Source organism: Aeromicrobium sp. YIM 150415 (genome assembly GCF_016918125.1).
GTDB lineage: Bacteria > Actinomycetota > Actinomycetes > Propionibacteriales > Nocardioidaceae > Aeromicrobium > Aeromicrobium piscarium.
This window is the reverse complement of the sequence record NZ_JAERWM010000007.1, coordinates 63,099-78,785: the sequence shown is the minus strand read 5'-3', so window position 1 is coordinate 78,785 and position 15,687 is coordinate 63,099. Positions and strand designations below refer to the sequence as shown.

General features: G+C 70.5%; 15 protein-coding genes. 13 read left to right on the top strand and 2 right to left on the bottom strand.

Annotation, left to right across the window (positions count from 1 at the left end; all coding sequences use genetic code 11):
* The first annotated feature begins 9 nt into the window (after positions 1-9).
* From JL108_RS05385 to JL108_RS05365, 5 genes are read left to right on the top strand one after another with little or no spacing between them, the layout of a single operon-like run.
* Positions 10-222, top strand: coding sequence for a Flp family type IVb pilin (locus JL108_RS05385; protein ID WP_205197419.1), 213 nt, complete (start codon positions 10-12; stop codon positions 220-222).
* A 4-nt stretch (positions 223-226) separates the two neighbouring features.
* On the top strand, positions 227-625 hold the full coding sequence (locus JL108_RS05380) for a TadE/TadG family type IV pilus assembly protein (RefSeq protein WP_307837198.1): 399 nt from the start codon (positions 227-229) through the stop codon (positions 623-625).
* 20 nt (positions 626-645) lie between these two features.
* On the top strand, positions 646-1,020 hold the full coding sequence (locus JL108_RS05375; RefSeq protein ID WP_240190686.1) for a TadE/TadG family type IV pilus assembly protein: 375 nt from the start codon (positions 646-648) through the stop codon (positions 1,018-1,020).
* Positions 1,017-1,418 carry a TadE/TadG family type IV pilus assembly protein gene (locus JL108_RS05370; RefSeq protein ID WP_205197416.1) on the top strand — a complete coding sequence of 134 codons (402 nt, stop codon included), beginning with the start codon at positions 1,017-1,019 and terminating at the stop codon, positions 1,416-1,418. Before JL108_RS05375 ends, JL108_RS05370 begins: the two co-directional genes overlap by 4 nt.
* Complete coding sequence (locus JL108_RS05365) at positions 1,418-4,081, top strand: hypothetical protein (RefSeq protein ID WP_205197415.1); 2,664 nt, start codon at positions 1,418-1,420, stop codon at positions 4,079-4,081. Before JL108_RS05370 ends, JL108_RS05365 begins: the two co-directional genes overlap by 1 nt.
* Positions 4,082-4,222: 141 nt before the next feature.
* On the opposite strand, the gene JL108_RS05360 is transcribed toward JL108_RS05365, so the two are convergent.
* Positions 4,223-4,966: a hypothetical protein gene (locus tag JL108_RS05360; RefSeq protein WP_143911646.1), complete on the bottom strand. Its 744-nt coding sequence runs from the start codon at positions 4,964-4,966 to the stop codon at positions 4,223-4,225.
* Between the two features lie 72 nt (positions 4,967-5,038).
* Here JL108_RS05360 and JL108_RS05355 point away from each other — a divergent pair, with 72 nt between their 5' ends.
* The 6 genes from JL108_RS05355 (at position 5,039) to JL108_RS05330 (ending at position 11,585) form a co-directional block, all read left to right on the top strand.
* A complete protein-coding gene (locus JL108_RS05355; RefSeq protein ID WP_205197414.1) occupies positions 5,039-6,043 on the top strand; it encodes an FhaA domain-containing protein in 1,005 nt (334 codons plus the stop codon).
* Positions 6,044-6,119: 76 nt separating this feature from the next.
* A complete protein-coding gene (locus tag JL108_RS05350; RefSeq protein WP_205197413.1) occupies positions 6,120-7,679 on the top strand; it encodes a serine/threonine-protein kinase in 1,560 nt (519 codons plus the stop codon).
* Positions 7,676-8,596 carry a hypothetical protein gene (locus JL108_RS05345; RefSeq protein WP_205197412.1) on the top strand — a complete coding sequence of 307 codons (921 nt, stop codon included), beginning with the start codon at positions 7,676-7,678 and terminating at the stop codon, positions 8,594-8,596. Before JL108_RS05350 ends, JL108_RS05345 begins: the two co-directional genes overlap by 4 nt.
* A gap of 57 nt (positions 8,597-8,653) precedes the next feature.
* Positions 8,654-9,856 carry a cysteine desulfurase family protein gene (locus tag JL108_RS05340; RefSeq protein WP_143911642.1) on the top strand — a complete coding sequence of 401 codons (1,203 nt, stop codon included), beginning with the start codon at positions 8,654-8,656 and terminating at the stop codon, positions 9,854-9,856.
* Entirely contained in the window at positions 9,853-10,956 is a 1,104-nt protein-coding gene (gene mnmA, locus JL108_RS05335) for a tRNA 2-thiouridine(34) synthase MnmA (RefSeq protein ID WP_205197411.1), read from the top strand. Before JL108_RS05340 ends, mnmA begins: the two co-directional genes overlap by 4 nt.
* Complete coding sequence (locus JL108_RS05330; protein ID WP_143911640.1) at positions 10,953-11,585, top strand: hypothetical protein; 633 nt, start codon at positions 10,953-10,955, stop codon at positions 11,583-11,585. Before mnmA ends, JL108_RS05330 begins: the two co-directional genes overlap by 4 nt.
* Positions 11,586-11,590: 5 nt before the next feature.
* Here JL108_RS05330 and JL108_RS05325 read toward each other — a convergent pair whose 3' ends face one another.
* On the bottom strand, positions 11,591-12,118 hold the full coding sequence (locus JL108_RS05325; protein ID WP_205197410.1) for a GNAT family N-acetyltransferase: 528 nt from the start codon (positions 12,116-12,118) through the stop codon (positions 11,591-11,593).
* A 41-nt stretch (positions 12,119-12,159) separates the two neighbouring features.
* On the opposite strand from JL108_RS05325, the gene JL108_RS05320 reads away from it, so the two are divergent.
* The gene (locus tag JL108_RS05320) at positions 12,160-13,092 is read left to right on the top strand and encodes a methionine synthase (RefSeq protein WP_205197409.1); all 933 of its coding nucleotides are present in this window, start codon (positions 12,160-12,162) and stop codon (positions 13,090-13,092) included.
* Between the two features lie 165 nt (positions 13,093-13,257).
* Positions 13,258-15,666 (top strand): NAD-dependent DNA ligase LigA, encoded by a 2,409-nt coding sequence (gene ligA / locus JL108_RS05315; protein WP_205197408.1) that lies wholly within the window; start codon positions 13,258-13,260, stop codon positions 15,664-15,666.
* Positions 15,667-15,687: the final 21 nt, after the last annotated feature.

Below are 15,687 nucleotides of genomic sequence, written 5' to 3'. Positions count from 1 at the left end.
GGAGAGACCATGATGCAGCACCGGATCATCCTGCAGTTCCTCGTCAGCCTGGTCGGACTGCACTACGAAAGGGCGCGCGCCAAGGAGCGTGGCGCCTCAGCGGTCGAATGGGTCATCATCACCGCGATCATCGTGGGGATCGTGGCTTTGATCGGTTTCACTCTGCGTAATGCGATCACCAATCGCGCAGAGCGAGTCGGCGGCGAGATCGAGGGCTCCTGATCTCGTGATCGGGCAGCGGCGTCGGGAGGACGAACGGGGGGTCAGCGCGATCGAGCTGGTCCTCTACATGCCGCTGCTCATGCTCGTGATCGTGCTGGCCGTGCAGTTCTCGCTCGTGTACCTCGCCCAGTCCGCGGCCTCCTCGGCGGCCCGCGAGGCCGCCCGGGTGGCGCGTGTGACCGGCGACACCGAGCAAGGCGTACGGCGCGGCAACGAGTTCGCCGCCGATCTCGGCGGAGGCACCCTGCGCGATATCGAGGTGACGGTCGAGGTCGTCGACGGCACCAGCATGCGGGCGACCGTCAGCGGTCGCGCCAATCAGCTGCTGCCCTATGAGATCGCCCCGCGGGTCTCGGAAACGTCTGAGGGCCGGATCGAGCAGTTCGAGCAGGACAACCCATGAGACGGCGCGAGGGGGGTTCGATGTCGGTCGAGGTGGTGCTGGCCATCCCGATCCTCGTCATGCTCATGCTGCTCGTGGTCGCCGGTGGACGCTATGTCTCGGTCAAGGCCGATATCGAGTCCGCCGCTCGCGACGCCGCTCGCGCGGCCTCGTTCGAGCGTGACGCCTACGCGGCGCGCACCGCCGCCGTCGCCGCCGCCGAGCGCGCGGACGGCAACCTCTCGCGCTGCCAGCTCGAGCGCTTCGGCGGCAGCTTCGTCGCCGGGGGACAGGTCGACATCACCATCTCGTGTCTGGTCAGCAACACCGGGCTCGGCATGATCGGGCTCTCGGGTGAACGCCGCTTCACCGGCCAGTCCAGCGCGCCGATCGACCAGTACAGGAGGACCGGATGAGGAACGAACGCGGCGCCGCCTCGGTCTTCGTGGTGGGCATGTCCGTCGTCCTGCTGTTGTGCGCCGGCCTGGCGATCGATGGCGGCGTCGGCATCAATACGCGGATGCGCGTGGCCGACGATGCCGAGCAGGCGGCCCGAGCGGGCGCCAATGCCGTCGACGTGGGTCGCCTGAGATCCTCCGGTGTCGTCGCGATCGACCCGGTGCAGGCCCGCCAGGCGGCCGCCGGCTTCCTCGCGGGTCGTGGCTACAGCGCCGGCCAGTACAGCGTCTCCGTCGACGGCACGGAGGTCTCCGTCGACGTGCGAGACTCGACCGACACGATCATCCTCTCGATCATCAACATCGACTCCTACCCGGTGAGCGCCGGAGCGACCGCCGTCGCCGCCATGAACTGATGGGTTACCCGATGGACGACAACACGACACACGACAATGCCCCCGACGCGTCGCGATTCGAGCGGCTCGTCGACGATCGACCGGTGCATGAGCCGTCCCCGCGCGAGAAGGCCTTCTCGGCGGTCGGCCTGTTCGCGCTCGTCATCGGGTTGCCGGTGGTCCTGCTCGCGCTGGGCGCGCCGCCGCCGATCCCCACGAGTGTGCCGTCGCTGGGAGATTTCGCCCGGCAGCTCGGCGTCGAAGACCTCATCGCGGTGCTCGTCGCGGTGGTCTGGCTGGTCTGGCTGCTGTTCCTCGTATGCGTCGTCATGGAGATCGTCGCGGCCCGGCGTGGGGGGCTCGCCTCCCGCGTTCCCGGTGCCGGACCGTTGCAGCATCTGGCCCGGATCCTCGTCGGCGGGCTCCTGGTGACGGGCCTCGTCGCGGGGCCGGCCCAAGCGGCCACCGCGGCCGATGCCGGCGCTCAACCCACCGTCGCCGCAAGTGTGATGGCCGAGCAGCAGCTCGACCTCGTCGAGGACGTGCCGGAGGTGCCGTCGGTCTCGACCGACGACAGCATGGTCGGCAAGAAGGTCTACACCGTCCAGGCCCCCGTCAACGGCTATCACGACAATCTCTGGGATATCGCGGAGCGACACCTCGGAGACGGCTTCCGCTACAAGGAGATCTACGAGCTCAACAAGGACCGGCTCCAGCCCGACGGCGGTCGCCTGGAGCTCGCGCGGCTGATCCAGCCGGGGTGGGATTTCATCATGCCCGAGGACGCGTCGGGACTGGAGCGCGTGGCCGCTCCGTCCGCGCCGAGCACGGCACCGCCGACCGGAGATGCACGAGGGACGGATCAGGGGTCCGCGACCGTCGCCGACACCGCCGAGACCTCGACCGCCTGGTGGACCGGTGCCGGCCTGCTCGCCGCCGGGGTGCTCGGTGTCGTGGCGGTGGCCCGGCGCTCGGGCATCGGCCGCCGTCCGGACGATGATGCGCTCGACACCGAGGCGCTGCTGCGGGTCGCCGCGAGCCAGGCGCGCGCGGAGCTGCTCGAGGCCGCCCTGGCACAGCTCGCCCGGGTCGCGGAGGGCCAAGGGAGCGCGCTGCCGCCCGTCTACTCCGCTACCGTCGACGACGAGCACGTCGACCTGCATCTCGCTCCGGCCACGCCCGAGGCGCTGCCCGGCTGGGAGGCCCACGACGGGGGTGAGCGGTGGCGGTACGTCGCTGAGGATCGCCGGGAGCTCGAATCCGGCACCAGTCCCTATCCGGCGCTCGTCTCGCTCGGACTGGACGATCTGGGCCGTGACATCCTCATCGATCTCGAGGCGGCGGGCGGCATCGTGTCGGTCGGAGGCGACGATGCCCTCGCGGCGCAGGTCACCAATGCGATCGCGGTCCAGGCCGCCACGTCGCCCTGGTCAGGGTCGATGGTGGTCGTCGGAGCGGGTCTCCCGGATGGTCTGCAGTCCCTCGACGACGAGCGTGTGACCCTCACCGACGATCTCGCGGCGGTGGTCGACGAGGTCGCGCACGTGGTCGGCTCCGAGGGCGAGCCGCTCGTGGGCCGCACCTCCCGTCGTCCGCTCGGCTCCTCGTATCTCATCGCGTCGTCGTACCCGCTCTCGGAGGATGTTGCCGCCACGATGGGGCGGCTGACCGGCGGAGAGCGTCGCGCGGTGTCCATGGTGACCGTCGGCGATCATCCGGCGGCTCGCTGGCGCCTGAGCATCGACGAGAACGGCACGCTGAGCGCGCCGCAGCTGGGCATCACGGTGAGCGCGCACCGCCTCTCCGAGCGCGAGGTGACCGGAGTGCTGGAGCTCGTGGCAGCCGCGCGGGAGACCGATGGTGGCCCGGGCGGCGATGATGACCGGCTGCCCGTCTCGGAGCCCGCGCGCCGCGTGGATGCTGCTGCCTGGGCCGCGGCCCAGCAGCGCGTCATGGTGCTGGGTGCGGTCGAGGTGGCCGGGGCGGAGGGTCCGACCGACGGACGCAGTGAGCTGCTCGCCGAGATCCTCTCCTATCTCGCGCTTCACCCGGGGGGTGTTCACCCGACGGTGCTGGCGGGTGCGGTGTGGCCACGTGGCGTCTCTGCCGATGTTCGCGATGCCAATATCGAGCGAGCGCGGCGCTGGCTGGGCACGGATGCACAGGGTGCGCCCATGTTGGGGGAGGACGCCGAAGGCCGTCTGTCGCTGGCGCCGGAGGTCGTGCTGGACTGGGACGCCTTCCGCACGCTGGTGCGCGACACGCGTCGCGCCTCCACCATGCGCGATGAGATCGGCGGTCTGAAGCGGGCACTCCACATCGTGCGGGGTATGCCGCTGCGCCACGCGGGCCCCGGCACCTATGCCTGGGCGCATCGCGAGGGCACGGTGCACGAGATGACGGCGCTCATCGTCGACTCGGCTGAGCGGCTGGTCGAGCTCCTCGGCGACGATGGCGATCCCGACGGTGCCGTCGCCGCAGCCGAGATCGGACTGCGCATCGCCCCGACACATCAGGGCCTGTGGCGCGATGTGATCCGCCAACGGCATGCCCGCGACGGGGCCGCCGGTGTGGCAGCCGCGGTGACGGCGCTGCGTCGGGCGCTGGGAACCGAGCCGATGGAGGCGCCGACCGAGGAGCTCATCGCCGAGCTCAGCCCGGACCAGCACCTCGATCTCGCCTAGCCCGGAAGCAGCGGTAGGCCATCAACCTTTCGTCTCGGGCAGCGGTACCTCATCAACCCCATCGCCCCTCGGTAACGTTGACCAGCTACCGCCACCGGGGGTGAAAGGTTGCTCAGGTACCGCCATCGGGAGGGTGAGGGTTCACCGTCCGGGCGACGGGAGGGAGCTCAGACGTCGTCGCACCTCGTCGAGCACATGCGGCGGGAACTCCGAGGTGCGCCGGCAGCGCTCGACGAGATAGGCGATCTTGTTCAGACGCGTGCCCGGCAGCTCGGCACCGCGCGCCTCGACGGCCGGCCGGAGGACATTGCGGTCGAAGGAACCCACACTCGGCTCGGCGATGCCGCGCCAGGCCGCGAAGGCCGACTTCAGCTCGCCGTGCGGCACCACGCCGTGCTCGGGGGACAGTGCCACGGCGAGGGCGGCGACCAGCCACGAGTCATCGTGCTCCAAGGTGCTCAGCCCCAGCTGGACGGTGCCGGAGCCGGACTCGGGTGATGAGGACGCCCGGAATCGCGTCGCGATCGCGAGCTCCAACTCCGGCACGCGGAAGCTCACCCGCGTGCCGCTGGCGGTGAGCGTGATCCGTTGCCCCGGCTCGGGGGTGATGGCCACTCCGCTCGGCGTGGTCACCTCGACGATCGCTCCGTTCGCGCGCTGCCTCCGGTAGAGCACCGGTTCGCCCTCGGTGGAGGTCAGCACGAGCGCGGGATCGCTGACATAGGGCAGCCGGACGAGAACGTAGAGGGAGCCCGCGATCTCCTCGACGACCATCGGCTGCTGCTCGGGCAGCTCCATCCGGCGCGCCAGCACGAGCTTGTTACCGGCATCGAGGTCGGTCGCACCGGAGTGTCCATCGGCGGTCGACCACTCGACGTGCAGCACCGGTCTCTCCTCTCGTGGAACGTGTTCCGCCGCGGTTCGACGTGGGCGGGTCTCAGCGTCAATGATGCCGTCATGAGCTCGACCATCGCCTCCCTCACCACGAATCTGCTGATCCTGGCGGCGTTCGCCGGAGTCATCGCCCTGGGGCTGAGGGCGGCGCAGAGCGTGTTCAAGACCGACACCAAGCGTGCGGCGGCCACAGAGGTGGCGGCGAAGCTCGTCGCCTATCCGACCGGCTCGTCCGGCGTGCTCCGGCGCAGATTCGTGCGTGCGCTGACCGGTCAGCACCTCATCATGCCCAGCGGTGAGCGACTCGCCTTCGCCGAACTCACCGTGCGGATCGCCCCGGAGGATCTCGAGAGGCTCGACCCCGATGGCGACGTGGAGCGGCTCGGCGCGGACGGCGCCAAGCTGTACGCCACCCACGCACGCCGGTCCGGATGGGGCGTGCCCGCCGACGTCACGGTGAACGTCGAGATCGATCCCGGGCTACGGTCGGGATGGATCCCACCGGCGCGCGCCATCGCGCGGGCGGGGGCCTTCGAGCCGGTCGAGACCGGCTCGGTCGAGATACCTCGGGCCGATCGCCGCAAACCGCTCGGCTGGGACGTCGTCACCGAGGATCCGGAGCCGGCGACGGCCGATCCGATCCCGCTGCGGCCGGTGCCCTCGGGGCCCGAACTCGATCCGGCTGCTACGGCCCTGTTCTCAGCGATCGAGGACGACGATGCTCTCACCGTGAACGTTGTCCCCGCCCTGCGGCTGCGGTACGGCGGCCGTCTCGTCGAGGTCCCGAGGGAGGGCACCGCCGTGCTCGGGCGAGTCGGACGCAGCGTCGTGCCGTTCACCGAGCCAGAAGTCTCCGGACGCCACGCGGCGATCCGTCTGCGGGCCGGCCGGTGGGAGGTCGCCGATCTCGGCAGTACCAATGGCACGACCCTCGACGGCGAGCCGGTCGAATGCGAGCGGTGGATGCCGCTGCGCAGCGGAGCGGTCCTCGCCGTGGCAGGGGTGCCCGTCGAGGTCACGATCGATGCCACCGGCACGGTGAACCTCGCCGATGTCACGAGCCGTTAGCGCGGTGCGTGACAATGGGAGGGCGCGACTGACCGTCGTGCCCGGGACCGCGCAGGCGACGAGGGGAGGCGATGGGATGTCCGAGGCCCGCCCCTTGCGCACCACCACTCCCGTCGCGCCGGCCGCCGGTCGCTTCGAGCTGATCTCGCGGATCGGCGCGGGCAACCACGGCGTGGTGTTCCGCGCCCGCGATCGCCAGCTCGGCCGTGAGGTGGCGATCAAACGCTTCTCGCACTTCCTGGCCGACGACCCGCGGGCCATGCGCCGCATCACCCGGGAGGTCGAGACCTTGGCGCGGGTCTCGCACCCCAATGTGGTCACCGTCCACGACCTGGTCCATCTTCCCGATGGCGACGGCGAGATCACGCCGCACCTCGTGATGGAGCTCGCCGAGGGCACGTCGCTGCGCGACATCCTCGCCGCCTACGGCCCGAGCACGCGGTCGGTGCTGGTCGTCCGCGGCGTGCTGCAAGGCCTCGCGGCGTGCCATGCGGCCGGGATCCTGCACCTGGACATCAAACCCGCCAATGTCCTGGTGACCGAGCGCGGCGGGGTCAAGATCGTCGACTTCGGCATCGCGCGGGCTGCCTCCGACGCCACGGCCACGATCGCGGGCACCCCGCACTACATGGCGCCCGAACAGGCCGAGGGCCGGGTCGACGAGCGCAGCGACGTCTACTCGGTCGGCTGCCTGCTGTACGAGTGCCTCACCGGGCGGCCGCCCTTCGAGGGCACGATGGCCGCGCAGTTGATGGCCCACCGCCACCAGCCGCGGCCGGACCCGCGGCGCGTCGTCCCCGGCCTCCCGGACGGGTTGGCGCTGGTCGTGATGCGGGCGATGGCGGTCGACCCCCATCAGCGGTTCTCGGGTGTACCGGAGATGCTCGGTGCACTGGCCGCGGAGCCCGTGCCCTCCACCGAGGCGGTGACGCCGGCCCCGCAGGCGACGATCGGCGTCCCCGCCGCACGCTCCGCGTCGTCGCGGCCCCAGTCACCGGCTGCCCACCCGCCGGAGCATGCCCGTGGTTCCGGTGTGACCTCATGGAGCCGGCTGACGACCTTCACCTCAGGTCTGGTCATGAGCGCTTTCGCGGTCGTCGCGATCACCACCGCGGCCGGCCTGGTGGGCGATCTCGCTCCTGCCGAGTACCGGCCCGCGTCGATGGCCTCTGCCGGACCCGTGTGGTGGATGGCCGCCGTGACGATCGCCCTGCTGTGCCTGCTGGTGCGACGCCGTGACTTCTTCGCGCGGCTGGCGGGACCCGAGATCGGTGCGGAGCGGCCCGAGACGCTCGTGGGTCCGTCGACCCGTTCGGGGGTGTGGATGGCGGCCCGGGCCGGTCTGCGGGGCGGCTCGATCCTGCTCCTCGGCTGGTACGTGGCCGGGCTCGCCGAGCTGGCGCGGGCCATCGACCTGTCCTGGCCCGCCGATGTCTTCTCGTCCGCCTGGTCGACCATCTGGGTGCTGCTGCCACTGCTCGCGCTCGTCCTCCTCTGGCGGTCGATCAGCGGGCTGCGGGCCAGCTTCGGTGCCGTCGCCCTCTCGTTCCTGTGCGTGTGCGGTGCGGGGCTCGCGATCCTGGTCTTCCTGGCGGTGCCCGAGGTTGCCGGATCGAGCCTATGGTTGATCGGGTGACCTCGGCTCATCGGTTTCTGCCCCTCGCGGCCGCCGCGATGACGATCGGACTCGGCGGGTGCGCGTTGTTCGGCGTGCCGACCGAGGACACCTATCCCGATGACTACGAGCAGGCGATCGTCGATCTGCTGGACGACTCGGCGATCGTCGTCGACCATGGCGCGCAGGTGGACGGCTGGGAACGGGCTGCCAATGTCCCGGACCGCGTCGCCGTGGTCGACCTCGCGGAGGAGACCGACCCCGAGCAGCTGCACGGTCTGCTGAGCGAGCTCGCCGCCCTCGCCGATCAGCACGGCGAGGAGGTGCCGCCGATGGCGTACGGCGCCCCCTTCGCCAGTGTGACCATCGCCGGAACGTACCGGCCCGACGAGGTGGAGCAGGTGCTGGAGACGGTCGCCGGCGGAGCGTGGTCGTCGATCGCTGTGTGGGCTCGCGGGGACGACCCCGTGATCCAGTTGCGCGGGAACGCTCAGAGCGCGGAGGAAGGGGAGAGGCTCGCGACGTCGGTACTGCCCGACTACGTGGCCGACCATCTGACGAGCGAGCGCATCGAGCTCCCCGAGGGACAGGTCGTGTCCAGGCTCGAGGGCGTGGACGGACCGGTCGACCCGCGAGCGGTCGCGCTCGCCTTCGAGCTGGGCCCTGTCGCCGAGGACCTGCCGTCACCTGAGGACCGGCTGGGTATCGCATTATCGACGGAGCACGAGGGCGGACGGCCGGCCGTCATGGTCCGGACCTCGGTGGAGTCCGATGAGCTGCGATCCGCCGACCCCGATGACCGCCCCGCACTCGCCGAGCGGCTCGGCCACCGTGAGGTGTGTGACCGGATCGCCCGGCTGGCCGAACGGCACCTGGCCTCAGTCGACCACCGGACGAGTTGTACGGCGATGCACGTCGAGATCGGTCGCAAGTCCTAGCCCGTCGCACGATGTCGGCGGAGGCGGCGTCGCCGGGGCGAGTACCCTGGAACGGCCATGTCCGCTGTCACCCCTCGCGCCTACTTCGACCACGCCGCGACGACGCCCATGTACCCCGAGGCCCTCGAGGTCATGACGCGCGAGCTCGCTCGCGTGGGCAATGCGTCGTCCCTGCATGCCTCGGGGCGGGAGGCCCGCCGTGTCGTGGAGGAGTCTCGGGAACGCATCGCCGAGCGGCTCGGCGGACGACCCTCGGAGGTCGTGTTCACCTCCGGCGGAACCGAGGCCAACAATCTCGCGATCAAGGGCCTCTACTGGGCCCGACGCACTGAGGCCCGCCGACGGGTGCTGTTCAGCTCGATCGAGCATCACGCGCTCCTCGACCCGGTCACGTGGCTCGCGGCCCACGAGGGAGCGCGCATCGAGGTCACCCCGGTGGATCGCGAGGGACGCGTGCGGTTGGACGAGCTGCGGGCGGCGATCGAGGCCGACCCGAGCGACATCACGGCCGTCACCACGATGTGGGCCAACAACGAGATGGGCACGATCCAGCCGATCGGCGAGGTCGTCGAGCTCGCCGCCCAGTACGACATCCCCGTGCACTCCGATGCGGTGCAGGCCGCCGGCTACGTGCCGCTCGACTTCGGGGCGAGCGGACTGGACGCGATGACGGTGACCGCGCACAAGCTGGGCGGTCCGGTCGGCGTCGGCGCCCTGCTGATGAAGCGCGAGCTGACGCCGACGCCGCTGCTGCACGGCGGGGGACAGGAGCGCGATGTGCGCTCCGGCACGATCGGCGTCGCCCTCATCGCCGCCTTCGCCACCGCGCTCGATCTCACCGTCGAGCACCAGGCCGAGCAGGCCGCGCGCATCGAGCGGCTGCGCGCGCGGCTCGTCGAGGGCATCACCCGACTCGTTCCCGATGCCGTGGTCAACGGCGATCCGCTCGCAGGCGATGATCACCGCCTGCCCACTATCGTCCACGTCACCTTCCCCGGATGCGAGGGAGACGCGCTCCTCATGCTGCTCGACGCCCAGGGGGTCGAGGTCTCGACCGGCTCCGCGTGCGCCGCGGGGGTGCCGCAGCCGAGCCACGTCCTGCTCGCGATGGGCTTCGACGAGGCCGCCGCCCGTGGCTCCCTGCGGTTCAGCCTCGGTCACACCAGCACCGATGCCGATGTCGATCGACTGCTCGAGGTGCTGCCGGCGGCGCACGAACGAGCGCGTGCCGCACGACTGGTCAGAGGCGGTGCTCGATGAGGGTCATCGCCGCGATGTCCGGCGGCGTCGACTCGGCAGTCGCCGCCGCGCGTGCCGTCGAGGCCGGACATGACGTTACGGGCGTCCATCTCGCGCTGAGCCGCAATCCGCGCTCCTACCGCTCCGGAGCCCGCGGCTGCTGCTCGATCGAGGACGCCGGGGATGCGCGCCGCGCCGCCGATGTCATCGGCATCCCCTTCTACACCTGGGACATGAGCGACGAGTTCGCCGACGAGGTCGTCGAGGACTTCATCGCCGAGTACACCGCGGGTCGCACCCCCAACCCTTGCCTGCGCTGCAACGAGAAGATCAAGTTCGCCGCCGTGCTCGACCGGGCGATGGCCCTCGGCTTCGATGCGGTCGCCACCGGACACTACGCGCAGCTGCATACCGCTGCCGACGGCACCATCGAGATGCATCGCGCCGTCGACCAGGGCAAGGACCAGTCCTATGTGCTGGGTGTGCTGACCCAGGAGCAGCTGCGGCACTCGATCTTCCCGCTCGGCGGTGACACCAAGGATGTCGTGCGCGCCGAGGCCGAGCGGCGCGGCCTTCAGGTCGCGCACAAGCCCGACAGCCACGACATCTGCTTCATCGCCGATGGCGACAACGCCGGCTGGCTGAGCGAGAAGCTCGGCCCCAAGCCCGGCGCGATCGTCGACGAGTCCGGTGCGGTGCTGCGTGAGCACGAGGGCGCCTATCAGTTCACGATCGGCCAGCGTCGCGGCCTCCGCCTCGGGATGCCGGCGGACGACGGCAAGCCGCGGTTCGTGCTCGACATCGAGCCGGTGAGCGGCACGGTCACGGTCGGTCCGCGTGAGCATCTGCTCGTCGACGGACTCGAATGCCTCAAGCCGTTGTGGTGCGGGACCGCGCCAGAGGAGGAGCTGGAGTGCACGGTGCAGCTGCGCGCCCACGGTTCAGAGCATCGTGCCCGGGTACGGGTCGGTGCCGACGGCTCGTCGATCGAGGTCGCGCTACTCGACGCGGCCGAGGGCATCGCTCCCGGTCAGGCCTGCGTGATCTACGACGGCACCCGGGTGGTCGGGTCGGGCACGATCGCCCGGACCCATCGTTCGACGACCGAGGTCTCGGCGTGACCGAGCTGCGGGTACCGCCCGAGGAAGCTCGTCGCATCGTCCGCCTGAACACCGTCTACATCCTCTGTCTGGGGCCGTTGTTCGTCCTGCCTTTGATTCCCTCGGGCCTGTTGTTGCCCGGCGGTTCGATCGCCCTGGTCCTGGCGTCCGTCGGACTCCTCTACGTCTCGGCGGTCCTCGCCACCCGATGGCTCGCCTTCCGTTTCGTGAGACGTAGCGGCGTGTGCTTCGGCGACGGCAGCTATCGGATTGGCAGGCTCGTCGGCGCCGACCGTGTCTACCGCGCGGACGAGCTGAGCCTGGCTGTGCTTGCCGAGCAGTTCAGCCTGGGCGTGATGCGACCGGCTCTCCACCTGATCGTCGCGGGGCAGAAAGGTCCTGCGCTCCTTCTGGTGAGTCAGATGTTCACCGTCGACCAGCTCGAGGAGCTCGCCGCCGACCTCTGGCGGAATGGAGTCGCCGTGGAGCGGGCCAGTCAGCCCCTCACCGCGGCGGCTCTGCGGCGACGAGACCCGCGGCTCATCCACTGGTGGCGCGCCCACCCGGTGATCTTCGCTCTGCTGCTCATGGTGGCGGCGGTCTTCATCCTGTTCTTCGCGCTGTTCGTGGTCATTCTCGCGTTCATCTGACCGCGTCAGGACAGCGGCCGTTCCAGGACGAGGTCGTCCTCGATGCGTGCGCCGACCGCGAAGCGTCGCGTTCCGATCGTCTCGAATCCCTGCCTGGCGTAGAAGCGCTGTGCGCGGAGGTTGAGGCCGTTGACGCCCAGCCAGATGCTGGCGGCGCCGTGCTCGCGAGCCCAGGACACCGTGTGCTCGATCAGCTGCGCCGAGACTCCCGATCCGTGGAACTCCGGTGCGGCATAGCACTTGCTGAGCTCGACCGTCGGCCGGTGACGGACGAGGGCGGCGATAGCGGCATCGTAGGGATCCCCGGACACGACCATGACGTATCCCGCCAGTTCACCGGTCTCGTCGGCGACGAAGACCGTGCGGGCCGGATCGGCGAGATGGTCCCCGAAGCGGTCGGCGGTGAGGTGCGCGGCGATGAAGGCGTCGATGTCTTCGGCCGGCAGATGCGGGGGGCAGGCCAGGGGGAAGGTTCGTGCCGCCAGGGCGGCGAGGCGGTCGAGGTCGGCCGGTACGGCGGTCCGGATCGTCACGCGCCGAGCGTAGCCAGTCCGCTGTCGGGGACAATGGGCGCATGCGTGCCACGGGAGTCGGATCGATGCCGGGAGAGGACTATCGCGAGGCCATCAAGATGGTCACCGGTGTGCTCGACGACCTCGTGTTCGTTCCTGAGCTCCCCGATCGGGGGGCTCAGGCCGGGATGATCGGCCGGACGCTCGGACTCGTCACGGAACTGGCGGTCGACCTGCAGCCCGCCGGGTGGCGGCTCGCGTCCGGCGGCGGAGTCGATCATCGCCGCGCCGCATCACTGCTGAACCATGACCTCGATCTCCTGGAAGAGGAGCTGCAGGGGCACGAGGGCACGCTCAAACAGCAGATCACCGGCCCGCTCACCTTGGCCGCGACGGTCGCGCTGCCGCGCGGCGAGCGCGTGCTGGCCGACCACGGAGCCCGGCGCGACCTGGCCGGGGCGCTCGCTGCCGGCGTCGGTGAGCATCTGGCCGGGCTGCGGCGCCGATTCCCCCGCCATGATCTGGTCGTGCAGATCGACGAGCCCGGAATCACCTCGGTCCTGCGAGGCGCGGTGCCGACCACGAGCGGATTCGGCAGATACCGCACGGTCCACCCGCCGGAGGCCGATGCGCTGCTGCGTCTCCTGGTCGAGGTCATCGAGGATGCGGGCGCCCGGCCGGTGGTCCACTGCTGTGCGGACGACCTCCCCGTGGCACTGCTCGCCGGAACCGGCGTCGGGGCCATCGCCTTCGATCTCGCGCTCGCGGGCGCGGACGATGCGTGGGCCGAGGCCTTCGAGTCGGGGGTGGATCTGTGGCCCGGAGGGCTCGATCCTAGGGCCGTCGAGGACTTCATGCGTCGCCTCGGCTACGAGCCCGCCTCCTATACCGATCGCATGGTGGTGACGCCGTCGTGCGGCCTCGCCGGCCAGGCCCCGGGTGAGGCCCGCCGCTCCCTCGAGCGCGTCCAGACGATCGCCACCAGCCTCTCCTGACCTGCAGTGGGGCGGTAGGCCATCACCCCTTCGTCATCGACGGCGGTAGCTGGTCAACCTCATGGCGGCACGATGAGGTTGCTGGTGTACCGCCACAGGCGGGGGAACGCGGTGTAGTGGATATCTGCTCCGGTGACCGTCGGTGCGCGGCGCTACTGTCGTGCCATGGCCTCCGACGCAGCGGACCTTCCCGACCTCAGCCTGGACGAAGCCCGCGACGAAGCTCGTACCCTCGCCGAACGTATCGATGAGGCGCGCGACGCGTACTACAGCCGCGACACGTCCCTCGTCGACGACGCCACCTTCGACGGCTGGATGCGCCGCCTCGAGGAGATCGAGCGCATGCACCCGGAGTTGCAAGGTCAGGACTCGCCCACGCAGCGGGTGGGCGCCCCGACCGACTCCGCGCTCGCCCCGGTCGAGCACGCGGAGCGCATGCTCAGCCTCGACAATGTCTTCACCACAGATGAACTGCGCGACTGGTGCGTCAAGACCCAACAGGCCGCCGGCCGTGCGGTGGCCTGGCTGACCGAGGTCAAGATCGACGGTCTGGCCATCTCGCTGCGCTACGAGAACGGGGCGCTCACGTCCGCGGCGACGCGCGGCGACGGCCGTATCGGCGAGGACGTCACGATCAACGCCCTGCGCGTCGCGGGCATCCCCGAGTATCTCGACGGCGAGGGGCACCCGCCCATCGTGGAGGTACGCGGCGAGGTCTTCATTAAGGTCGCGGCATTCGAGCGGCTCAATGCGTTGCAGGCCGAACTCCGCGAACGTGCCTACGTCGAGTCGCGCGAGCGCTGGGAGGCCCGTCCCGCCGCCAGCCGCAAGCCCTTCGACGAGGAGCGGGTCCGCACGAGCGCGGCGCGTCGATTCCCGGCCTTCGCCAACCCCCGCAACGCCGCCAGCGGTGGCCTGCGTCAGCAGCTCGACAAGAAGACCGGTCTGGAGCACGAGGCCGGGGTGGAGAGGATCGCCGCGCTCTCGCTGTACGTGCACGGCATCGGCGCGTGGGAGACGCCGCCGGTCGCCGCGCAGAGCGAGGTCTACGATCTGCTCGCCGCATGGGGTCTGCCCACCAGCCCGCACTCGCGGGTGTACACCTCGATCGACGACGTCCTGGCCCGAGTCGAGGAGCTGGGCGAGAACCGGCACTCGATCGAGCACGAGATCGACGGTCTCGTGGTCAAGGTCGACGAGCTGGCTCTGCATCCCGAGCTGGGTGAGACGAGTCGCGCCCCGCGGTGGGCGATCGCCTACAAGTACCCGCCGGAGGAGGTGCAGACCAGGCTGCTCGACATCGTCGTCTCGGTCGGCCGCACCGGCCGGGCGACGCCCTTCGCGGTGATGGAGCCGGTGCGCGTCGCGGGCAGCGTCGTGCGTCAGGCGACCTTGCACAATCAGGAGGTCGTCAAGTCCAAGGGCGTGCTGATCGGCGACATGGTCGTGCTGCGCAAGGCCGGCGATGTGATCCCCGAGGTGCTCGGTCCGGTCGTCGAACGCCGCGACGGCAGTGAGTACGCCTTCGAGATGCCCGCCGACTGTCCCGAGTGCGGCACCGCGCTGCGGCCGATGAAGGAGGGTGATATCGACCTGCGGTGCCCCAACGCGCGCTCCTGCCCCGCACAGGTGCGCGGCAGGGTGGAGCATGTCGGATCCCGTGGTGCGCTCGATATCGAGGCGCTCGGGGAGGTGACCGCCGCGGCGCTCACCCAGCCGTCGGTGCCCGCCGAGCCGCCGCTGGTCACCGAGGCGGCGTTGTTCGAGCTGACGATGGACCAGCTGGTCCCCATCGAGGTGGTCGTCCGCGATGCCGAGACCGGCGAGCCTCGGGTCGACGACCGCACCGGTCAGCCGGTACGCCGAGCGCCGTTCCAGCGGGTCGAGCTGACCTATCCGCCGGGCCATGAGGAGAGCTCGGCCGCCGAGCGCCGCAAGGCCGGGGTGCGCAAGGACTACCGCAAGGTGCTGCCCTCGGCGCAGGCCGAGAAGCTGCTCGATGAGCTCGAGAAGGCCAAGGCCAAGGACTTCTGGCGCCAGCTCGTCGCCTTGAGCATTCGCCATGTGGGGCCTGTCGCGGCCCGGGCGCTGGCGCAGCACTTCGGTTCGATCGAGGCGATCCGCGAGGCCACGCGTGAGGACCTGGCCGCGGTCGACGGCGTGGGCGGCATCATCGCCGATGCGGTGATCGATTGGTTCGAGGTCGACTGGCACCGCGAGATCGTCGAACGCTGGAAGACCGCCGGCGTCCAGTTCGCGATCCCGGGGCATCCCGGTCCCGGAGCCGGGGCCGAGGGCGGGGGAGTGCTCGACGGCGTCACCGTGGTCGCCACCGGGTCGCTGGAGGGCTTCAGCCGTGACGGCGCCAAGGAGGCGATCATCGCGGCGGGCGGCAAGGCGGCCTCGAGCGTCAGCAAGAAGACCGACTTCGTGGCAGCCGGACCGGGTGCGGGCTCCAAGCTGGCCAAGGCCGAGGAGCTCGGCGTGCGCATCATCGACGCCGAGCAGTTCGCCCTCCTCGTGGCCGAAGGCCCCGACGCCCTCGGCCCCGAGCCCGAGGCCCCCACCGACTGACCGACTGGTGCGGGAGGGGCT